We start from the raw sequence: 20,723 nt of genomic DNA, 5'->3' as shown, positions 1-20,723 counted from the left end.
CCCTCGCTTTTCGGCGACGGGCGAACACCGCCGCGCGCCGATCACCTCCGACCGGCGTCCGGACGGCGGCGCTAAGGTCGGCGCCGTGGTGAAGATCGCACCGTACGGAACGTGGACATCGCCCATCGCCGCGGCCGACGCCGCCGCGGCCGGTGGGGGCCTGAGCTGGGTCGACCTGCACGACGGCCGCCCCTGGTGGGCCGAGGGGCGACCCGCCGAGGGCGGCCGGGTCGCGCTGGTGCGCGACGGGCAGGACCTGCTGCCCCCGCCGTGGAACGTGCGCAACCGCGTCCACGAGTACGGCGGCCGGCCGTGGGTCGTGCTGGACACCCCGGAGGGGACGCGCGTGGCGTTCACCAACTGGGACGACCAGCGCGTGTACCTGTTCGACCCCGACGACCCCCGGCCCGTGCCGCTGAGCCCGGAGCCCGAACGGCGCCACGGCCACCGCTACGCCGACCTCACCGCCGGACCCGGCCACGCCGAGGTGTGGTGCGTGCGCGAGACCGTGACCGGCGACGCGCCCACCGACGTGCGCCGCGAACTGGTCGCGCTGCCCCTGGACGGCTCCGGGCCGCGGGTGCTGGCCTCCAGCCACCACTTCATGACCGGGCCCCGGCTCTCGCCCGACGGCCGCCACTACGCCTGGATCGGCTGGGACCACCCCGACATGCCGTGGGACGGCGCCGAGCTGTGCGTGGCCGAGGTCGGCTCCTCCGAGCACCGGGTGCTGGCCGGCGGCGCGACCGAGGCCGTCTGCCAGGTCGAGTGGGAGGGCGACTCCCTGCTGGTCCTGACCGACCCGGACGGCTGGTGGAACCTGTTCCGGATCGACCTGGACGGCTCCGCCAAGAACCTCGCGCCGTGCGCCGAGGAGCTGGGCGGGCCGATGTGGCGGCTGGGCAACCGCTGGTTCGCCGCCATCGGACCCGGCCGCTACGCCGTGCTGCGCTCCGGCGCGCTGGCCGTGCTCGACGAGCGCAGCGGCACCGTCACCGACGTCGACGTGGACCTGCCGTTCTGGCACGCGCACCTGGCCGTGCAGGACGGCGTCGTGGTCAGCGGCGCCGCCGGACCGCTGACCGAGTCGGCCGTGGTGTCGCTGGACCTGTCCACCGGGATGCTCACCGAGCACACCTCGGCCGCCTCGGCGCTGCCTGCGGACTACCTGCCGGTGCCGGAGGAACGCGTGTTCAGCGGGCCCGACGGCGACGTCCCGGCCTACGTCTACCCACCGCGCAACCCCGACTTCACCGGCCCCGACGGCGAGAAGCCGCCCTACGTCGTGCACGTCCACGGCGGGCCCACCGCCCGTTCCGCGCCCGTGCTCGACGCCGAGCTGGCCTACCTGACCAGCCGCGGCATCGGCGTGGTCGCGGTCGACTACGGCGGCTCCACCGGCTACGGCCGGGCGTTCCGGGAACGGCTGCGCGAGCAGTGGGGCGTGGTCGACGTCGACGACTGCGCCCTGGTCGCCCGGGCGCTGGCCGACGAGGGCGCCGCCGACGGCGACCGGCTCGGCATCCGCGGCGGCAGCGCCGGCGGCTGGACCTCGGCGGCGTCGCTGACCTCGGTCGACACCTACCGGTGCGCCGTGGTCGCGTACCCGATCCTGGACCTGGCCGGGTGGACCGCCGAGGGCGGCGAGACCCACGACTTCGAGTCCCGCTACGTCGAGGGGCTGGTCGGGCCGTGGCCCGCGACCGCCGACCGGTACACCGAGCGGTCGCCGTCGCACCGGGTGGACCGGCTGACCGGCCCGGTGCTGCTGCTGCAGGGCTTGGAGGACGAGATCTGCCCGCCCGGGCAGGCCGACCGGTTCGCCGCCGCGCTGGACGGCACCGGCATCCCGCACGCCTACCTCACGTTCGAGGGCGAGCAGCACGGGTTCCGCAAGGCGGAGACCATCGTCGCCGCCTTGGAGGCGGAGCTGTCGTTCTACGGCCAGGTCTTCGGGTTCACCCCCGAGGGGGTCCCGGTGCTGGAGCTGCGTCGGTGACACCGGCCGACGTCGCCCGGCCGCCGCTGCTGCGGCCGGGCGACCGGGTCGCCGTGGTCAGCCCCGCCGGACCGTGCCCGCCCGGCCTGCTCGACGCCGGCGTGGCGCGGCTGCGCGAGTGGGGCCTGGACGTGCTGCTCGCACCGCACGTCCTCGACGTCCACCCGACCCTGCCCCACCTCGCGGGCCACGACGCCGACCGGGCGCGGGCGTTCGAGCGGGCCTGGCTCGACCCGACCGTGGCCGGGGTGCTGTGCGCCCGCGGCGGCTACGGCAGCCAGCGCATGGTCGACCTGGTCGACTGGGCCGCCGTCACCGCCCGCCACAAGGTCTTCGTCGGCTCCAGCGACACCACCGCCCTGCACCAGCGGTTCTGGTCGCGGGACCGGCCCACCTGGTTCGGGCCGATGGTCGCCACCAGGGCGTTCGTCGAGGACGACACCGCCCGCGACCGGCTGCGCGACGCCCTGTTCACCGGCGTGGCGTCCTACGCGGGCGTCGGCATGGCGCCCGGCGTCGCGCGGGGCGTCGCGGTCGGCGGCAACCTCAGCCTGCTGCAGGTCCCGCCGCCGCCGGACGGGGCGGTCGTGCTGCTGGAGGACGTCAACGAGGAGCCCTACCGGCTCGACCGGATGCTCACCGGCCTGCTGCGCGCCGGCTGGTTCGACCGGGTCGCCGGCCTCGTGCTCGGCTCGTGGACCGGGTGCGGCGACCCGGCCGCCGTGCTCGCCGACCGGCTGGGCGGGCTCGGCGTGCCGATCGTCGCCGACGCGCCCTTCGGGCACTGCGCCGGCCAGCTCACCGTGCCGCTCGGCGTGTCGGTCGAGATCGACGGCGGCAGCGGTGTGGTAACCGTAGTGGGGTGAGGATCAAGGTCGCCGACGGCGAGTTCGACGCACCCGTGTGGGAACCGGCCTCCGGGCAGGGCCCCGGGCTGGTGCTGGTCCAGGAGATCTTCGGCCTGGACGACTACCTCGAGTCCGTCGCCGCCGACCTCGCCGGCCTCGGCTACGTCGTCGCCGTGCCCGAGCTGTTCTGGCGCGTCGAGCCCGGCTGGTCCTCCGGGCACGACGACGCCGCCGTCGCCGCCTCCATGGAGGTCGCCGGCCGCTTCGACTTCCCGCTGGGCGTGTCCGACGTCGTCGCCACCCTCCAGCAGCTCAAGGCCCGCACCGGCCGCGCCGGCATCCTCGGCTTCTGCCTCGGCGGCACGCTCGGCTACGAGGCCGCCGTCACCGCCGACCCCGACGCGGTCGTGTCGTTCTACGGCTCCGGCGTGCCCGACCGGACCGCCGTCATGGACGCGGTGACCTGCCCGATCCAGTTCCACTTCGGCGGGCAGGACCCCTACATCCCGCGCGAGGCCGTGCAGCGCGTGGTCGACGCGGTCGACACCCGGCCGAACGCGGAGATCCACGTCCAGGAGGACGCCGGCCACGCCTTCCACAACCACGTCGCCAAGTTCCACGACCCGGCCGCCGCCGCGACCGCGTGGGACCTCACCACCCGCTTCCTGTCCCGCACCCTGCCGGTCTGATCCCGCTCACAGGCCGAACGCGAGCAGCACGTCACCGCCGTCCGGGTTCGGGTAGTCCGGCCAGTAGCCCGCCTGCACGTACACCATCCCGTCGGCCACCACCGCGCCGCCGCCACCGCCGGAGATCGTGCCGCCCCGGCCCGGCAGCCCGTTGACGCCGCTGAAGTCGCGGACCGTGTCGTAGGTCCACAGCACCCGGCCGTCGCGCGCCGAGTACGCCCGCAGCTTGCCGTCGTTGCTGCCCTCCCAGACCAGGCCGGGGCTGCTCGTCACCGCCGGCCCGTGACCCAGCGTGCAGACCTCCGGGTGCGCGGCGGCGCCACCGGTCGTGCACCCGTCCGCCGGGTTCGGCGTCTCCCACAGCACCCGGCCCGTGCCCGGGTCCACCGCGAACACCTTCCCCGGATCGGCGAAGTACGAGGCGACGTACAGCCGCCGCCCGTCGAAGCTCGTGCCCCACTGGATGCCCGAGATCCCGCCGCTGGGCAGCGGCACGCCCAGCTGCCGACGCCACACCACCTCACCGGTCGCCGCGTCGAACACGTGGTAGACCCCCAACTTCTGCCCGACCCCGACCAGCCGCCGGCCGCCGACGGTGAACAGGTTCGGGGTCGCGCCGATGTCGTAGTCCAACGCCGAGCCGTCCGCCAGCCCCGGGCAGTAGCCCTCCGGGGCAGGGCTGTTGCACAACCCTCGCCACGTGTCGGCCTCGGTGACCTGGTTGCGCCACTTCACCGCGCCCGTGCGGTGGTCCAGCGCCAGCAGCGTGTCGAAGTCGCCCGCGCTGCCGGTGTAGTTCTGGCCGGTGCCGACGTACACGGTGCCGCTGCGCGGGTCGACCACCGGCGAACTCCACACCCCGGCCCCCGACGGCTCGTACCGCGTCGCGCCACTGGGCCACGTCCCGACCGCCTGTGGTTCGGGCACGGTGTAGTGCCGCCACACCAGCTCGCCGGTGCGCGCGTCGAGCGCGTCGACGTGCCCCCGGAACGTGCAGCACGGGTAGTTCGGATCATCCCCGCCGTCCGGCCCGTTCGCCGCGTTCTCCCCGCTCGACGTGCCGACGTAGACCTTCCCGTCGTGCACGATCGGGGAGCTGGTCACCGTCGCCGCCGGGTGCGCGTCGACCTGCTCGGCCCACACCACCCGCCCCGTGGCCTGGTCCAGCGAGTAGACGAAACCCCGGAGGTCGCCGAAGTACACCCGCCCGCCGGAGACCGACGGACTGTCCCACACGATGGCCGGCCGGGCTCCCGGGGCGATGCCCGAGAGGTCCGTCGTCCACCGCTCCGCGCCGGTTCGCGCGTCCCGGGCGTGGAACTTCCCGTCCGGCCCGCCGAAGAACGCCACCCCGCCCACCACGGCGGGCTGACTGCGCACCGGCGCCTGCGACCGGGGGAAGGCGAACGCCCACTTCACCTTCAGCTTCCCCACCGTGCGCGGCGTGATCCACCACTCCGCCGCCGCGTACCGCGACCCGGCCAGGTCCTTCGACCACGTCGCCCAGTCACCGGGCCGGTGCGGCCACCCCCGCTCCGGCGCCGCCGCCGGCGCCCCACCACCCAGCAGCACGGCCACCACCGCCACCGCGACCAGCGCCACCACCCGCTTCGGCACCCGCATCCGATCTCCCCCTGCCACTCGTGGACACCCTCACCACCGTGACAGCCGGAGCGGAAGCGGACGAGCCGCGAAAGGACCGGATCCCCTCGGGAGAAGGTCGACCCGAACCCGACCGATCAGTTGATCCCCTCCTCCCTGAACAGGACTACCCTCCCGCCGCCGGTACCCCGCCCCGGAACGCGGACATCGCCCGGAGCCGGGCACGAGCCCCCGCGCCCGCGACCAGCCGCGAGCACATGACGGTCCTGGCACACAGCAGTCCGGATACACACCGGTCAGGTCGGCGCGGCGACCCTGGGTGCGGTGGGCCTGGGGTCAGGCGGGTGCTGGGGGGTTTCGCAGGTTCTGGGTGTCGCGTCGCACCTCCTCCGCCTGGTCGGTGACCGCCTGGATCTCCTCGGCCAGCTCCGGGTGGGTGGGGCGGACCCTGCCCAGTGCCGACGTCAGCGGTCCGAGCAGCGCGACCGCGTCGTCGTCCGCCAACGCCTGCCGCACCACCACGTCCATCCGGCCGACCTGACCGGCCAGGCTGCGCAGTGAGGCGGCGTTGTCGCGCGCCCACTGCGACACCGCGCGGTCGGCCGCCCTCCGGTCCCGCTCGGCGCGCACCCTGCCTTCGGCCGTCGAGCCCAGCTCCGACGGGCGCAACCTCAGGTACCGGCGCTCGGCCGCCTGCCTGCTGGCCACCCCGAGCGCGGGCGCCAGCTCGGCCCAGCTCGTGCCCAGCTCACGGGCCGCGGCGATCAGCTGCGGTTCCCATCCGGCCAGCTCGTCGCGCAAGCGCCGCAGCAGGACCAGCGCGGACAGCACCTGCCCGGGGCTCAGGTCCTCCCCGGTGGCCGCCGCTCGGACGGTCTCGTAATCGTCGATCGCCATGTCGTCAACTTACCGACGACATCAGGTGTTGTCAACGAGTTGACGACGTGGTACAACTGGACCCGTCAGCGCAAGACCAGCGCATTGACCCACTACCAGGAGGTGTTTCCCGATGTTGATGCGCACGGACCCGTTCCGGGAGCTCGACCGGTTGGCGCAGCAGTTCTTCAGCGGACCCGGCACCTGGTCGCGGCCCTCGCCCATGCCGATGGACGCCTACCGCGCCGGTGACGAGTTCGTGGTCGAGTTCGACCTGCCGGGCGTCACGGCGGACGCGATCGACCTCGACGTGGAGCGCAACGTCCTCACCGTCAAGGCCGAGCGCCGCCCGCGCCGCACCGCCGACGAGGTCGAGATGCAGGTGTCCGAGCGACCGCTGGGCGTGTTCTCCCGCCAGCTGTTCCTCGGCGACTCGCTGGACGCCGACCACATCCGGGCCGACTACGACTCCGGCGTGCTGACGCTGCGCATCCCCGTCGCCGAGAAGGCGAAGCCGCGCAAGATCGCCGTCGGCCAGACCGAGGGCGCGCCCAAGGAGATCAACGCCTGACCGACCCCGTCGTCGGATTCCCGGACGTGTGCCGGGTCTACGGCAGGTAGGCCCGGCACACGTCGTCCGCAACCCACTGGAAGGCGCACGACGTCCACCCGCGTCCCCTACGCTCCGGACCGTGGTCGAACCCGCAGGTGCCCTGCCGAATCCCTCCCAGGTGCGGCTGACCGACCCGCGCTCGGCGCGGGCGCAGAGGATCACGGCGTGGGGCGTCGTCGTCGTGGGGCTCACGGGCGGCACGGTCGCCGTGGTGTTCTCGGACGCCTGGTGGCAGGTGGCGCTGTGGATCTCGGCGACCCTGCTGGTGGTGCTGATCGGCTGGGGCATCGGCGCGAGCGCGAGTAATGACGCGCGCGAGACCGCCGCGCTCCGCGCCACCGGGGTGGCGGCGCGGGCGGAGGTCCTCGCGGCCGAGCGGGTAGACGACCACGAGGACGTCTCCTACGACCTGACGCTGTGGATCACGCCGCCGGGCGGCGTCGGCTTCCAGGTCGAGCACCGCTGCGACAAGCTCACGTGCGTCACCGCCGCCCAGCGGCCCACCGCGCTGCTCGACGTGCTGGTCGACCCCGCCGTGCGCACCTGGGGCGTCGTCCACTGAGGTCGGCCCGGTGCGGAAACCGGTCGACCGGGCCGGCCGGGGTGGGCGAGGATCACGGGTCATGCGACCGGCTCCGGGGGAAGTGCTGCACTTCTCGGAAGACCCGACCATCACCCGGTTCGAGCCGCACGTCGCGGCCACCGCCCGGCAGCCCGGGGCCTACGTGTGGGCCGTCGACCACGACCGCGCCCCCGACTACTGGTTCCCCCGCCAGTGCCCGCGCGCGCCGGCCTGGGTGGAGCCGACCACCAGCTCCGAGGACCGGGCCTGGCTCGGCGCCGACCGGGTCCACGCGATCGAGTTCGGCTGGCTGCCCCGCCTGCGGACCGCGCGCCTGCACGCCTACCGGTTCGACGCCGACGCGTTCGAGCCCTTCGGCGACTCGCCCCACGCGCACGTCGCCACCCGACCGGTCGACCCGCTCGGCGCGCCGAGCCCCGTCGGCGACCTGCCGGCGCTGCACGAGGAAGCCGGCATCGAACTGCGGCTGACCACCAACCTCTGGCCCTTCTGGCATCGCGTCACCACGAGCACCCTCGGCTTCAGCGGCATCCGCCTGCGCAACGCCCGCCCGGAACCGGCCTGACCACCTCGCGGTCGCGCCAACCACCTCGCACCGCCACCTCAAATCCACGCGAGAACCGACCCGGAACCGCCGCGCTTGCCCACATACCGACCGGTCGGTACCCTCGCGGCGTGGACGTGGACGAACGGCGCATCGATGCCGTGGTGCTGGACTGGGGTGGCGTGCTCACGGTCTCCGTGCCCGCCTTCATCGAGGACTGGCTGACTTCGGAGAACATCGACCGGGACCGCTACAGCCGGACCATGCGCGGCTGGATGGGCCGCGACGCCCTCCCCGACAACCCCGTGGCCAGGCTGGAGACCGGCGAGCTGGGCGCCGCCGAGTTCGAAGCCCTCCTGGCCGCCGAACTGCTCACCCTCGACGGGCGCGAGGTGGCGGCCCGGGGGCTGCTGCGCCGCATGTTCGGCAGCGCCCACCCCGACCCCGGGATGGTCGACCTGGTCCGCGAACTGCGCGCCGACGGCCTGCGCACCGTGCTGCTGTCCAACAGCTGGGGCGAGGGCTACCCCGAGGAACTGCTGCTGGAGCTGTTCGACACGATCGTGATCAGCGGCCGGATCGGGCTGCGCAAGCCGGACCCGCGCATCTTCGAGCACACCCTGGACCTGATCGACCTGCCCGCCGACCGGTGCGTGTTCTTCGACGACGCGCCGGTCAACGTCGAAGCGGCGCGGTCGGTCGGCCTGCACGCCCACCGGCACACCGACGCCGACACCACGCGCGCCGTGATCGCGCAGCTCAGGGGAGCCGCCGCATGACCGGATTGCCCGGCCTGGACCTCGACCGGCTCGCCACCCACCTGGGCTCCGGCCCGCTGACCGGCGAGCTGATCCCCGGCGGCCGGTCCAACCTGACCTACCGGGTCACCGACGGCGAGCAGCGCTGGGTGCTGCGCCGCCCGCCGCTGGGCCACGTGCTGGCCACCGCGCACGACATGGCCCGCGAGCACCGGGTGATCAAGGCGCTGGCCGACACCGCCGTGCCGGTGCCCCGGGTCGAGCTGCTGTGCGAGGACACCGACGTCCTGGGCGCGCCGTTCTACCTGATGGAAGAGGTGCCCGGCGTCGCGCTGCGCCACCGCGACCAGTGCCCGTGGCTCACGCCGGACAAGGCGCGGGCCCTGGCCGAACGGCTGGTCGACGTGCTCGCCGACCTGCACGCCGTCGACCCGGCGCGGGTCGGCCTGGCCGACTTCGGCCGCCCGGACGGCTTCCTGGCCCGCCAGGTCGCCCGCTGGGGCAAGCAGCTCGACGCCTCCCGCAGCCGCGACCTGCCCGGCATCGACGACCTGCGCGACCGGCTCGCCGGCAGCGTCCCGGTCTCCGCCCGCGCCACGATCGTGCACGGCGACTACCGGCTGGACAACGTCCTGGTCACCGAGGACCCGCTGGAGATCAGCGCGGTGCTGGACTGGGAGATGGCCACGCTGGGCGACCCGCTGGCCGACGTCGGCCTGCTGTGCGTGTACTGGAACGGCATCGGCGCGCGCGAGGACGACCCGATCACCGGCACCGTGCCCACGCTGCCGGGGTTCCCCGGCGCCGACGAGCTGGTCGGCCGCTACGCCGAGCGCAGCGGCGCCGACACCGGCGACCTCGCCTGGTACACGGGGTTCGCCTACTTCAAGCTCGCCGTGATCCTGGAGGGCATCCACTTCCGCTTCACCCGCGGCAAGACCGTGGGCGCCGGGTTCGACCGGATCGGCCAACTCACCCTGCCGCTGGTGCGCCAGGGCCTCGCCGCGATCTCAGGGGAGCAGCACTGATGGACTTCGCCTTCGACGACAAGACCGAGGAACTGCGCGCGAAGCTGCTGCGGTTCATGGACGAGTTCGTCTACCCCGCCGAACCGGTCGCCGAGCGCCAGCTGCACGAGGCCGAGGACCCGTGGGCCCGGCCGCCGGTGCTGCAGGAGCTGAAGGCCGAGGCGCGCGCGCAGGGCTTGTGGAACCTGTTCCTGCCCGACCCCGAGCACGGCGGCGGCCTGACCAACCTGCAGTACGCGCCGCTGGCCGAGATCACCGGCCGCAGCCCGCACCTGGCGCCCGAGGCCCTGAACTGCGCCGCGCCCGACACCGGGAACATGGAGGTGCTGGCGATGTTCGGCACCGACGAGCAGAAGCAGCGGTGGCTGCGGCCCCTGCTGGACGGCGAGATCCGGTCCGCGTTCTGCATGACCGAGCCGGACGTGGCCTCCTCCGACGCCACCAACATCGCCACCGGCATCGTGCGCGACGGCGACGAGTACGTGATCAACGGCACCAAGTGGTGGTCCTCGGGCGCGATGAACCCCGACTGCGCGATCTTCATCGTGATGGGCAAGACCGACCCCGACGCCGAGCGGCACCGCCAGCAGGCCATGGTCCTGGTGCCCCGCGACACGCCGGGCGTGCACGTCAAGCGCGGGATGCGCGTGTTCGGCTACACCGACGCCTCGCACGGCGGCCACGCCGAGATCGTGTTCGACGACGTCCGGGTGCCCGCCGGCAACCTGATCGCCGGCGAGGGCGAGGGCTTCGCGATCGCCCAGGCCCGCCTCGGCCCCGGCCGCATCCACCACTGCATGCGGCTGATCGGCATCGCCGAACGGGCGCTGGAGCTGATGTGCCGCCGCGCGGTCTCCCGGGTCGCGTTCGGCCGGCCGATCGCCCGCCAGGGCGTGGTGCAGGAGTGGATCGCCGAGTCGAGGGTGCGCATCGAGCAGGCCAGGCTGCTGGTGCTCAAGACGGCGTGGCTGATGGACACCGTCGGCAACAAGGGCGCGCACACCGAGATCCAGGCCATCAAGATCGGCACGCCGCTGATGGCGGAGTGGGTGCTGGACAAGGCGATCCAGGCGCACGGCGCGGGCGGCGTGAGCCAGGACTTCCCGCTGGCCGAGCTGTGGGCCGCGGCCCGCACGCTGCGGTTGGCCGACGGCCCGGACGAGGTGCACCGGATGTCGCTGGCCAAGCGGGAGCTCAAGCGGTATTTGTGACGGTGTGAGCGACTACGACGTGTTCCTCGCCGACTGCCCCGCCCGCACCACGCTGGAGGTCGTCGGGCACACCTGGTCGGTCGTGGTCGTCGTCGCGCTGGGCGACGGGCCGCTGCGGTACGGGGAGCTGCTGGACCGCATCGGCGGCATCAGCAACAAGATGCTGACCCAGACGCTGACCCGGCTGCGCGGCAACGGCCTGCTGACCAGCGTGGACGGCTGGCACGAGCTGACCGGCCTGGGCCGGTCGCTGCTGACGCCGGTGCGCGCGCTGGCCGCGTGGGCGGAGGCGCACACCGGCGACCTGCTCGACGCGCGGCAGCACGCGACCGGCGAGCCGGACCTGCAGGAACCGATCGGTTCCTCCGCGCACGCCACCATGGGCGCATGAGTCACGTCTCCATCGTCACGGGCGCCAACCAGGGCCTCGGCTACGCCCTCGCCGAGGGCCTGGCGCGCCGCGCCGCCCCCTCCGACGTCGTCTACCTCACCGGCCGGGACGCCGGGCGGGTCGCCGAGGCGGCGGCCAGGATCGACCACGACGCCGTCCGCACCCACGTGCTCGACGTCCGCGACGGCGACGCCATCGACGCGTTCGCCGAGGAGCTGCGCGAGCGCCACGGCGGCGTCGACGCCGTCTTCTCCAACGCCGCCGCGCGGCTGACCCCCGGCGCGCCGGCGCGCGACCAGGTCGGGCAGTTCGTGGACACCAACAACCTGGGCACCACGCACGTGCTGCGCGCGTTCCTGCCGGTGCTGCGGCCCGGCGGCGCGCTGCTGGTCGTGGCCAGCTCCTTCGGCACCCTGCGGCAGTTGCCGCGACCGCTGCACGAGCGCTTCGCCACCCGCTCGCTCGACGACGTCGACGCCGCGATGCTCGCCTGGCGCGACGCCGTGCTGGACGGGACGGCCGCGGCGCAGGGCTGGCCGGACTGGATCAACATCCCGTCCAAGGTCGGCCAGGTCGCCGCGGTGCGCGTGGTCGCCGCCGAACGGCGCGAGTCGGACGCCGCCACCGGCACGCTGGTCGCCTCGGTGTGCCCCGGCCTGGTCGACACCGACGCCTCCCGGCCCTGGTTCGCCGACATGAGCGGCGCCGCCAGCCCCGCCGAGGCCGCCAAGCCGCTGCTCGACCTCGCGCTCGGGCAGCGCCGCCCGGAGTTCTACGGCGAGCTGGTCCAGTTCGGCCGGGTGCTGCGCTGGTCGTGAGGCACGGCCGCGAGCAGGGTGCGCGTGTAGTCGTGCCGCGGTGACAGCAGCACCTGCTCCACCGTGCCCTGCTCGACCAGCTCACCCCGGTACATCACCGCGACCCGGTCGGCGATCGTCCACGCCAGGCCGAGGTCGTGGGTGATCACCAGGGCGCCCAGGCCCAGCTCGCGGCGCAGCCGCAGCAGCAGGGCCAGGATCTCGCCGCGCACCGAGGCGTCCAACGACGCCACCGGCTCGTCGGCGACCAGCAGCCGCGGGCCCAGCGCCAACGCGCCGGCGATCACCACGCGTTGGCGCTGCCCGCCGGACAGCTCGTGCGGCAGCGACGGGAAGAACAGCTCCGGCGGCCGCAGCTCGGCCTGCGACAGCGCCTCGGCGACCCGCGCGGACTCGTCGCCGGGCACCTTGTGGATGCGCAGGCCCTCCGCGACCGCCTCGTACACCGAGTGCCGCGGGTTCAGCGCGCTCGTCGGGTCCTGCAGCACCAGCTGCACCTGCCGCCGGTAGGCGCGCAGCCCCGCCGCCGAGCGGGGGAGTTCCGCGCCCTCGAACAGCACCCGCCCGGCGGTGGGCCGTTGCAGGCCCAGCAGGGTGCGGGCCAGGGTGGTCTTGCCCGAGCCGGACTGGCCGACCAGCGCGACGACCTCGCCCGCCCGCACCTCCAGGTCCACCCCGGCCACCGCCGTGGTCGAGCCGTAGTCCACCCGCACGCCCTCCGCGCGCAGCAGCACCGGCCCGTCGGTGGCGTCCGCCGCGGTGACGTGCCGCGACCGCGGATCGCCCACGGTCGGGAACGCCGCCGCCAGCGCCTGCGTGTGCGGGTGGGTCGGCGAGGCGATCACCCGGCGCGCCGGGCCCTCCTCCACGACCTCGCCGTGCCGCATCACGGCCAGCCGGTCGCAGGTGGACGCCAGCACCGACAGGTCGTGGCTGATCATCACCAGGCCGATGCCGCGCTCGGTCACCAGCCGCTTGAGCAGGGCGAGCACCTGCGCCTGCACCACCACGTCCAGCGCCGTGGTCGGCTCGTCGGCGATGACCAGCCGCGGCTCGCACGCCAGCGCCATCGCGATCATCACCCGCTGCTTCTGCCCGCCCGACAGCTCGTGCGGGTAGGCGCGGGCCGTCCGCGCGGGCAGTTCCACCTGCTCCAGCAGCGCCGGCACCGACCCGGTCACGCCGTGCAGCCGCATCGGCTCGGCGATCTGCTCACCCACCCGGTGCACCGGGTTCAGCGCGTGCATCGCGCCCTGGAACACCACCGACGCCGACGCCCACCGCACCGCCCGCAGCCGGCCCCACGACATGCCCCGCACGTCCTCGCCGTCGAGCAGCACCTCGCCGTCGACGCGGGCGTCGCGCGGCAGCAGCCGCAGCACCGACATCGCCACGGTCGACTTGCCGCACCCCGACTCGCCCGCCAGCCCCAGCGTCTCCCCCGCGGCCAGCGACAGCGACACCGACCGCACGGCCGCCACCTCGCCGCGCGCGCCGCGGTAGCGCACGCTCAGGTCCCGCAGCTCCAGCAGGCTCACCGCTCCCCCTTCAGCCGCGGGTTGAGCACCGTCTCCAGCGCCCGCCCGCACAGCGTGAACGCCAGCACCACGCACACCACGCCCAGGCCGGGCGGGATGAGGAACCACCACGCCCGCTGCGACACCGCGCCGTGGATGTTGGCCGCGTGCAGCAGCGACCCCCACGACACCCGGGTCGGGTCGCCCAGCCCCAGGAACGACAGGGTGGACTCCGACACGATCGCGCTGGCCACCGTCAGCGTCGTGTTCACGAACACCAGCGGCAGCACCGCGGGCAGCACGTGCCGGCCGATCACGTGCCCGTGCCCGCCGCCCAGCGCGCGGGCGCGCTCGATGAACGGCCGCGCCTCCACCGCCAGCGTCTGCGCGCGCACCAGCCGCGCCGTCGCGGGCCACGCCGTCACCCCGATCGCCAGCACGATCGTGCCCAGACCGCGCGGCAGCACGGTCGACAGCGCGATCGCCAGCACCAGCGACGGCAGCACCAGGAAGAAGTCGGTGAACCTCATCAGCACCGCCGACACCCAGCCGCCGAAGTGCGCCGCCGAGATGCCCACCACCGTGCCGATCAGCACCGACAGCACCGTCGCCGCCAGGCCCACGACCAGCGAGATCCGGGTGCCCCACCAGGTCAGCAGCAGCACCGACCGCCCGTTGTGGTCGGTGCCCAGCCAGTGCCGCGCCGACGGCGGCTCCCACGGCCGGGCGGTCACCCGCGTCACGTCCAGCCCCGACGCGTCGGTCACCAGCGGCGCCAGCACCGCCAGCAGCGCGATCACCGCCAACCCGATCAGCCCGGCCAGGCCGCCGCGCTGCGCGGCGAACTCCCGCCACGTCGCCTGTGCCGCCGCCCGCCGCCGCTGCCACGCGATCGTCGTCATGCCGCACGCACCCGCGGGTCCAGGACCCGGTAGAGCAGGTCCGCGGCCACGTTCATCGTGATCACCGCTCCCGCCAGCACCACGAACGTGCCCTGCAGCAGCGGCAGGTCCGGCCCGGTCAGCGCCTCGTAGGTCAACAGCCCCAACCCCGGCCAGGAGAACACCGTCTCCACCGTGATCGCGCCCGACACCACCAGCCCCAGGTGCAGGAACACCAGCGTCACGGTCGGCAGCAGCGCGTTGGGCACCGCGTGCCGACGCCGCACCAGGTCGTCGCGCAACCCCTTCGCCCGCGCCGTGGTCAGGTAGTCCGCGTGCATCTCCTCCAGCAGCGAGGACCGCATCACCAGCAGGTACTGCGCGTAGACCACCGCGATCATGGTCAGGCACGGCAGCACCATGTGGTGCGCGACGTCCAGCGCCTGCGACAGGAAGTCCGGCGGCGTGTCCGGGTAGCGCATCCCGCCGCTGGGGAACAGGTCCCCGGTGGCCAGCGACAGCAGCATGCCCAGCCAGAACGTCGGCATCGCCCACTGCGCCAGCGCCAGCCCCGTGGACACCCGGTCCGACCGCGACCCGCGCCGCCACGCGCCCCGGATGCCCAGCCACAACCCGAGCACCACGGCCAGCACGGTGGCGGTGCCGGTCAGCAGCACGGTCGGCCACAGCCGCTCGCCGATCAGCTCCAGCACCGGCCGGCTGTAGACGTAGGAGGTGCCGAAGTCGCCGCGCAGCGCCGCGCCCAGGTAGTCCACGAACTGCTCGCGCAACGGCTTGTCCACGCCCAGCCGGGCGCGCAGCTCGGCCAGCTGGTCCCCGGTCACCGGCCGGCCGCGGGTCATCGCCACCACCGGGTCGCCGGGGATCACCCGGAACAGCAGGAACCCCAGCGCCACCACGAACAGCAGGCTGACCAGCGCGCCGCCGACCTTGGCCGCCAGGTGCCGGATCACTCGCGGTCCTCCGCGCGCGGACCGCGCCGCCGCGCCACCAGCCACGCGCCGCCGACCAGCACGACCAGCGCGCCGCCGACCACGCCCAGCACCAGGCCGGTGTCGGACCCGGACGGCTCGCCCGCCGCCGCGGCGGGCGTCGCGCCGTAGTAACCCCACATGCCGTTCTGCGCCATGATCACGCCGCCGGGGTCGGGCTGCACCGGGAAGGAGGCGAACTTGTCGCTGCGGTACGCCTCCAGCGCGTTGTCGTAGCCCAGGACCAGCGCCGGCACCTGGTCGTAGAACCGCTGCTGCATCCGCTCGACCAGCTCGCGCCGCTTGGCCGGGTCGAATTCCGCGCGCTGCTGTGCGTAGAGGGCGTCGTACTCGGCGTCGCAGAAGAACGTGTCGGTGGTGCCGCCCTTGCCGTCGGCGTTGGGCCGCTGGCCGCAGGTGTGCAGCGACAGGATGAAGTCCGGGTCGGGGTTGGTGCCCCAGCCGGAGAACTGCAGGTCGAACGTGCCCGCCGTGCCCGCCTCGTTGAGCTGGTTGTCCGAGACGATCTGCACGTCGACCACGATGCCCAGGTCGGCCAGCGACCGCTTGACGAACTCGCCCGCCTGCTCGTCGTAGGCGCGGCTGGCGTGCCCGAGCAGCCGCAGCTCCAGCCGCCTGCCGTCCGGGGAGACCCGGGTGCCGTCCGCGCCGCGCGCGTACCCGGCCCGGTCCAGGTCGGCGTTCGCGGCGGCCGGGTCGTACGGGTGCGGCGTCGCGGGTTCGAGGTGGTAGTCGGCGAACACCGGCGGGATCGGGCCGGTGCCGCGCTGCGCGTAACCGCCGTTGACCCGCTCGATGATCGCGTCCAGGTCGATCGCCTTGGCGATGGCCCGCCGCACCACCACGTCCCGCAGCGCCGGGTGCCCGTCGCCGATCGGCACGCCGTCCCGGGTCGCCGCGCCGGAGTTGATCACGATCTCGTTGAACCGGCGGCCCTGCGCCTTGTTGCGGGTGATGCCGTCCTCGTCCGCCAGCGAGTCGAACTGCGCCGGTCCCATCCGGTTGACCAGGTCGACCTCGCCCTTGGTCAACGCCTGCACCGCGCCGTCCACGGTCTTGTAGTAGGTGAACGTCAGCTCGTCGTACTTCGGGGCGCCGCGCCAGTAGTCCTTGTTCGCCTTGAGCCGGATGAACTCGTTGGCCCGGTACTCGCTCAGCACGAACGGCCCGCTGCCCACCACCGGGGTCTGGTCGTTGCGGTACTCGGCGATGTCGGAGACCTGCGACCACACGTGCTCGGGCACGATCGGCACGTCCAGCGCCAGCATGGTGGCCTGCGGCTGCTTGGTCCTGATCACCACCGTGCGGTCGTCGGTGGCGGTGACGGACTCGAAGTCGGCGGTGAAGCTGCCGTTGGCGGTGGCGGCGACCTCGTCGCGCATCATCAGGTCGTAGGTGAACGCCACGTCCCCGGCGGTGATCGGTCGCCCGTCGGACCACTTCTTGCCCTCGGGCACGTGGAAGGTCCACGTCAGCCGGTCCTCGGAGGACTCCCACCGGTCGGCCAGCCCTTCGACCGGGTGCTGGTCCTTCACGTCGTAGGCGGTCAGGTAGTCGTACATCAGCCTGCCGACCTCGGTGCCCGCCTGGAAGACCGACAGGAACGGGTTGAGCGAGTCGACCTGCTGGGTGATCGCCACCCGCAACGTCACCGGCTGCTGCGCCTGCGCCGCCCCGGTCGTCGGCGTGGGCAGCAGTGCCACCGCCAACGCCGCCGTGACCGCGCCGAACCGTCGAATACCCACGGTGACCGCCCTCCGCCCCTGAGTGAAAGTCAAGAAGTAACCACTAGGGTGAGGCGCGCGTCAAGAACCGACATCGGCTCGGTACGGTGAACCCATGCGGATCTTGATCTCGGCGGACATGGAGGGGGCGACGGGGGTCACCTGGACCGCCGACGTCGTCCCGCAGACCGAGCAGTGGCAGCGGTTCCGCCGGCTGTTCACCGGCGACGTCAACGCCTGCGTCGAGGGGGTCCGGGCGGGCGGCGCGACCGAGGTGCTGGTCAACGAGGCGCACTCCTCCCAGCGCAACCTCCTGCTGGAGGACCTGGACGTGCGGGCCAGGCTGCTCACCGGCCGGCACAAACCGCTGTCGATGATGCAGGGCGTGGACTCCGGCGTGGACGGCGTGGTGTTCCTCGGCTACCACGCGGGCGCGGGCCAGGAGGGCGTGCTCGCCCACACCTACCTGGAGAACTCCATCACCGGCGTGTGGCTGGACGGCGTCCCGGCGAGCGAGGGCAGGCTCAACGCCGCCCTGGCCGCCGAGCACGGCGTCCCCGTGCTGCTGGTCACCGGCGACGACCGGACCTGCGACGACGCCCGCGACTACGCGCCCGGCGCCGAGCTCGTCGCCGTCAAGGAGTGCGTCAGCCGCTACGCCGCCGTCTGCTCGCCGCCGCGGGTCACCGCCGACCTGATCACCGCCGCCGCACGGGCCGCCATGGGTCGCGCCGGACGCGGCCCGACGGCGGTGGCGGCGCACCGCGTCGAGGTCGAGTTCGACGCCACCCACCTGGCCGCCGCCGCGGCGGTCGTGCCGACCGTGGAGCAGGTAGGGCCACGTAGGGTCGGGTTCGACGCCTCGTCCATGACGCTGGCGATGCAGGCGTTCAAGGTCGTGACCGCGATCGCCGCCGGAGCGGTGGAGGGCATCTATGGCTGAGGACGTCGTCGACCTGTGCGCCGCGCTGCTGCGGTTCGACACCACCAACCACGGCCGCGGCGAGTCCGCGGGCGAGCGGGAGGCCGCCGAGTTCGTCGCGGCCCACCTCGACGCGGTCGGCGTGCCCGCCACCATCCTCGAACCCGCGCCGCGCCGCAGCAACGTGCTGGCCAGGGTGCCCGGCTCGGAGCCGGACCTGCCCGCGCTGCTGGTGCAGGCCCACCTGGACGTGGTGCCCGCCGACCCGGCCGAGTGGAGCGTGCCGCCGTTCGCCGGGATCGAGCGCGACGGCTACCTGTGGGGCCGCGGCGCGGTCGACATGAAGGACATGGTCGCCATGGTCCTCACCGTGCTGGGCGACTGGGCGCGCGAGGGGCGGCGGCCGCGCCGCGACGTCGTGCTCGCCTTCGTCGCCGACGAGGAGGACCTGGGCGTGTTCGGCGCGCACTGGCTGGTCGACCACCACGCCGACTTCTTCGCCGGCTGCGCGGCCGCGATCGGCGAGTCCGGCGGCTTCGCCCACCCCGTCGACGGGCACCGGGTCTACCCCATCGGCACCGCCGAGCGCGGCACCTCGCACCTGCGGCTCACCGCCACCGGCCGCGCCGGGCACGGCTCCCGCCGCAACGACGACAACGCCGTGGTCAAGCTGCTCGGCGCGCTGGCCCGCATCACCGCGATCGAGCACCCCGTCCGGCTCACCCAGACCGTGCGGGCGTTCATCGAGCAGGTCGGCGCGGTGCTCGACGTGCCGGTCGACCTGGCCGACGTCGACACCACCATCGCCCGGTTCGGCACGGCCGCGAAGCTGGTCGAGAACACCGTGCGCAACAGCGTCACGCCGACCGTGCTGCAGGCCGGGTACAAGGTGAACGTGATCCCCGGCAGCGCCACCGCCGAGCTGGACGTGCGCACCCTGCCCGGCGCCGTGGACGACCTGCTGGCCGCGATCGACGACGCGCTGGGGCCGGACGTGCGGCGCGAGTTCCTGAACGACAACGCGCCCGTGCAGGCGCCGATCGACTCGCCGTGGTTCGACGCGATGGCCGCCGCGCTGCGCGCCGAGGACCCCGACGCCGTGGTCGTGCCCTACTGCATGGGCGGCGGCACCGACGCCAAGGCGTTCACCCGGCTGGGCATCGACTGCTACGGCTTCGCGCCGCTGTCCCTGCCGCACGGCTACGACTACCGCGCCATGCCGCACGGCGTGGACGAGCGCGTGCCGGTGGAGGGACTGCGCTTCGGGGTCCGCGTGCTGGACCGGTTCCTGTCCTCCTGAGGGCGCCCGCTACAGCCGCGGGTCGGTGATCTCCCGCAACCTGGTCAGCGCGTCCAGCAGCGCCACCATCCGGCGCTGGCCCAGGTGCGCGGTCCACTCCCGCTCGACCTCGGCGATCGCGGCCAGGCCGACCGGGATCGCCTTCTCGCCGCGCGGGGCCACCCGGATCAGCCGGGCCCGCGCGTCGGTCGGGTCGGGGCCGCGCTCCACGTAACCGGCGCGTTCGAGCTGGTCGACCAGGAAACCGGCGGTCTGCTTGGTGATCCGCGCCGCCTCCGCGAGTTCGGTCAGCCGCGAACCGTCGCGGCCGATCCGGTGGAACACCCGCGCCTGCGCGGGCGTCACGTCGTCGAACCCCGCCTCCGCCAGGGCGGCGAACACCCTGTTCTCCAGCTCGCGGTGCGGCAGGTACAGCAGCAGGCCGAGGTCGTCGGGCACGTCACTCCTTGACGTCGGTCAGGAAGTCGATCACCCTATCGTGCGTTCCGGTCGTGGTTCGCCGGGCTCTGCGATCGACTACGGGCGCCGGGCCAGCCTGGCGAGCTTGAGCGCCAGGTGCAGCTCCAGCCGCACCCCGCCGTCGGCCAGGTCGCGGCCCGTCAGCTCGGCGATCCGACCCAGCCGGTAGTACAGGCTGGTGCGGTGCAGGTGCAGGCGTTCGGCCGCGACCCGCACCTCGCACCCCGCGTCCAGGTAGACCTCCAACGTCCGCACCAGCACGTCGGACAGCCCGGCCAGCACCTCGTCCGGCGACGCGCCCAGCAGCAGCCGGTAGGCGCCCAGCTCCGACCACCGCACCTGATCGGGCAACGCCGGGTCCAGCCGCGCCAGCTCCGCCGCCGCCAGCGCCTGCTGGTACGCCGCGCCCGTCCGGTCGGGCGGGTGCGGGTCGCTCACCCCGACGTGCCCCGGCAGGGTCGGCAGGGCGTCGCCGGCGGGCACCGTGCGCACCACCCGCGGCTGCAACGCCACCACCACCCGCACCGGCGCGCGCTCGCCGGCGGGCACCTGCGCCGCCAACGCCGCCAGCCGCTCGCCCAGGTCGACGTCGGGCGCCTCGCCCAGCACCCACAGGTAGCCGACCAGCACCCCGCCGTGCCGCAGCGGGAAGCCGACCCGCTGCTGGAAACCCAGCGCCGGGTTCTCCGGCACCCGCACCGGCCCGGTGGCGGTCGCGACGCCGTGCTGCTCCTGCCACGCCGCCACGTCCGCCGGCACCCGCCGGGTCAGGATCGCCCGCACCCTGGCCTCGTCCACGTCGTCGGTCTGGGCGCTGTGCGCGACCACCCGGCCCGCCACGTCGTCCACCGACACGCCACGTCCCAGCACGCGGGACAGCTCGTCCAGCAGCTCCTGCATTCCGACAACTGTAGGAACAACTCCATCCCGCGGACGGTCGCCCCGCC

At 73.9% G+C, this 20,723-nt stretch carries 21 protein-coding genes; 13 read left to right on the top strand and 8 right to left on the bottom strand.

Annotated features, from left to right (window positions below):
• The first annotated feature begins 85 nt into the window (after positions 1-85).
• The 3 genes from AB0F89_RS25890 to AB0F89_RS25880 are packed head-to-tail and all read left to right on the top strand — an operon-like array spanning position 86 to position 3,536.
• Positions 86-1,999, top strand: coding sequence for a prolyl oligopeptidase family serine peptidase (locus AB0F89_RS25890; protein WP_367128193.1), 1,914 nt, complete (start codon positions 86-88; stop codon positions 1,997-1,999).
• Positions 1,996-2,865: an LD-carboxypeptidase gene (locus AB0F89_RS25885; RefSeq protein WP_367128192.1), complete on the top strand. Its 870-nt coding sequence runs from the start codon at positions 1,996-1,998 to the stop codon at positions 2,863-2,865. Before AB0F89_RS25890 ends, AB0F89_RS25885 begins: the two co-directional genes overlap by 4 nt.
• Entirely contained in the window at positions 2,862-3,536 is a 675-nt protein-coding gene (locus AB0F89_RS25880) for a dienelactone hydrolase family protein (RefSeq protein WP_367128191.1), read from the top strand. The genes AB0F89_RS25885 and AB0F89_RS25880 overlap by 4 nt, the downstream gene beginning before the upstream one ends.
• A gap of 6 nt (positions 3,537-3,542) precedes the next feature.
• Here the strand turns inward: AB0F89_RS25880 and AB0F89_RS25875 are convergent, their stop codons facing one another.
• Together AB0F89_RS25875 and AB0F89_RS25870 are read right to left on the bottom strand one after the other, a co-directional pair.
• Positions 3,543-5,159 carry a PQQ-binding-like beta-propeller repeat protein gene (locus AB0F89_RS25875; RefSeq protein WP_367128190.1) on the bottom strand — a complete coding sequence of 539 codons (1,617 nt, stop codon included), beginning with the start codon at positions 5,157-5,159 and terminating at the stop codon, positions 3,543-3,545.
• 315 nt (positions 5,160-5,474) lie between these two features.
• Positions 5,475-6,035, bottom strand: coding sequence for a hypothetical protein (locus AB0F89_RS25870; protein ID WP_367128189.1), 561 nt, complete (start codon positions 6,033-6,035; stop codon positions 5,475-5,477).
• Between the two features lie 112 nt (positions 6,036-6,147).
• Between AB0F89_RS25870 and AB0F89_RS25865 the strand changes: the two genes are divergently transcribed.
• The 8 genes from AB0F89_RS25865 to AB0F89_RS25830 all read left to right on the top strand — a co-directional run bounded on the left by AB0F89_RS25865 (position 6,148) and on the right by AB0F89_RS25830 (position 11,960).
• Positions 6,148-6,585 carry an Hsp20/alpha crystallin family protein gene (locus tag AB0F89_RS25865; RefSeq protein ID WP_367128188.1) on the top strand — a complete coding sequence of 146 codons (438 nt, stop codon included), beginning with the start codon at positions 6,148-6,150 and terminating at the stop codon, positions 6,583-6,585.
• 121 nt (positions 6,586-6,706) lie between these two features.
• Entirely contained in the window at positions 6,707-7,189 is a 483-nt protein-coding gene (locus AB0F89_RS25860) for a hypothetical protein (RefSeq protein ID WP_367128187.1), read from the top strand.
• A 61-nt stretch (positions 7,190-7,250) separates the two neighbouring features.
• The gene (locus AB0F89_RS25855; protein ID WP_367128186.1) at positions 7,251-7,775 is read left to right on the top strand and encodes a DUF6886 family protein; all 525 of its coding nucleotides are present in this window, start codon (positions 7,251-7,253) and stop codon (positions 7,773-7,775) included.
• Between the two features lie 110 nt (positions 7,776-7,885).
• A complete protein-coding gene (locus AB0F89_RS25850) occupies positions 7,886-8,533 on the top strand; it encodes an HAD family hydrolase (RefSeq protein ID WP_367128185.1) in 648 nt (215 codons plus the stop codon).
• Positions 8,530-9,540, top strand: coding sequence for a phosphotransferase family protein (locus AB0F89_RS25845; protein WP_367128184.1), 1,011 nt, complete (start codon positions 8,530-8,532; stop codon positions 9,538-9,540). Before AB0F89_RS25850 ends, AB0F89_RS25845 begins: the two co-directional genes overlap by 4 nt.
• Positions 9,540-10,751: an acyl-CoA dehydrogenase family protein gene (locus AB0F89_RS25840; protein ID WP_367128182.1), complete on the top strand. Its 1,212-nt coding sequence runs from the start codon at positions 9,540-9,542 to the stop codon at positions 10,749-10,751. The genes AB0F89_RS25845 and AB0F89_RS25840 overlap by 1 nt, the downstream gene beginning before the upstream one ends.
• Before the next feature lie 4 nt (positions 10,752-10,755).
• Complete coding sequence (locus AB0F89_RS25835) at positions 10,756-11,142, top strand: winged helix-turn-helix transcriptional regulator (RefSeq protein ID WP_367128181.1); 387 nt, start codon at positions 10,756-10,758, stop codon at positions 11,140-11,142.
• Positions 11,139-11,960: an SDR family NAD(P)-dependent oxidoreductase gene (locus tag AB0F89_RS25830; protein WP_367128180.1), complete on the top strand. Its 822-nt coding sequence runs from the start codon at positions 11,139-11,141 to the stop codon at positions 11,958-11,960. The genes AB0F89_RS25835 and AB0F89_RS25830 overlap by 4 nt, the downstream gene beginning before the upstream one ends.
• Here AB0F89_RS25830 and nikE read toward each other — a convergent pair.
• From nikE to AB0F89_RS25810, 4 genes are read right to left on the bottom strand one after another with little or no spacing between them, the layout of a single operon-like run.
• On the bottom strand, positions 11,915-13,498 hold the full coding sequence (gene nikE / locus AB0F89_RS25825; RefSeq protein WP_367128179.1) for a nickel ABC transporter ATP-binding protein NikE: 1,584 nt from the start codon (positions 13,496-13,498) through the stop codon (positions 11,915-11,917). The two genes, AB0F89_RS25830 and nikE, sit on opposite strands and share 46 nt — an antisense overlap.
• The gene (locus AB0F89_RS25820; RefSeq protein WP_367128178.1) at positions 13,495-14,379 is read right to left on the bottom strand and encodes an ABC transporter permease; all 885 of its coding nucleotides are present in this window, start codon (positions 14,377-14,379) and stop codon (positions 13,495-13,497) included. Before AB0F89_RS25820 ends, nikE begins: the two co-directional genes overlap by 4 nt.
• A complete protein-coding gene (locus AB0F89_RS25815; protein ID WP_367128176.1) occupies positions 14,376-15,332 on the bottom strand; it encodes an ABC transporter permease in 957 nt (318 codons plus the stop codon). The genes AB0F89_RS25820 and AB0F89_RS25815 overlap by 4 nt, the downstream gene beginning before the upstream one ends.
• On the bottom strand, positions 15,329-17,116 hold the full coding sequence (locus AB0F89_RS25810; protein ID WP_367128175.1) for an ABC transporter substrate-binding protein: 1,788 nt from the start codon (positions 17,114-17,116) through the stop codon (positions 15,329-15,331). The genes AB0F89_RS25815 and AB0F89_RS25810 overlap by 4 nt, the downstream gene beginning before the upstream one ends.
• A 94-nt stretch (positions 17,117-17,210) precedes the next feature.
• On the opposite strand from AB0F89_RS25810, the gene AB0F89_RS25805 reads away from it, so the two are divergent.
• Both AB0F89_RS25805 and AB0F89_RS25800 read left to right on the top strand, forming a co-directional pair.
• Complete coding sequence (locus AB0F89_RS25805) at positions 17,211-18,038, top strand: M55 family metallopeptidase (RefSeq protein WP_367128174.1); 828 nt, start codon at positions 17,211-17,213, stop codon at positions 18,036-18,038.
• Complete coding sequence (locus AB0F89_RS25800) at positions 18,031-19,317, top strand: M20/M25/M40 family metallo-hydrolase (RefSeq protein ID WP_367128173.1); 1,287 nt, start codon at positions 18,031-18,033, stop codon at positions 19,315-19,317. Before AB0F89_RS25805 ends, AB0F89_RS25800 begins: the two co-directional genes overlap by 8 nt.
• A gap of 9 nt (positions 19,318-19,326) precedes the next feature.
• Here AB0F89_RS25800 and AB0F89_RS25795 read toward each other — a convergent pair whose 3' ends face one another.
• On the bottom strand, positions 19,327-19,755 hold the full coding sequence (locus AB0F89_RS25795; protein WP_367128172.1) for a MarR family winged helix-turn-helix transcriptional regulator: 429 nt from the start codon (positions 19,753-19,755) through the stop codon (positions 19,327-19,329).
• Positions 19,756-19,833: 78 nt separating this feature from the next.
• On the bottom strand, positions 19,834-20,676 hold the full coding sequence (locus AB0F89_RS25790; RefSeq protein ID WP_367128171.1) for a PucR family transcriptional regulator: 843 nt from the start codon (positions 20,674-20,676) through the stop codon (positions 19,834-19,836).
• Positions 20,677-20,723 lie beyond the last annotated feature (47 nt).

Source organism: Saccharothrix sp. HUAS TT1 (assembly GCF_040744945.1).
GTDB lineage: Bacteria > Actinomycetota > Actinomycetes > Mycobacteriales > Pseudonocardiaceae > Actinosynnema.
This window is presented reverse-complemented; position numbering and strand designations above follow the sequence as displayed.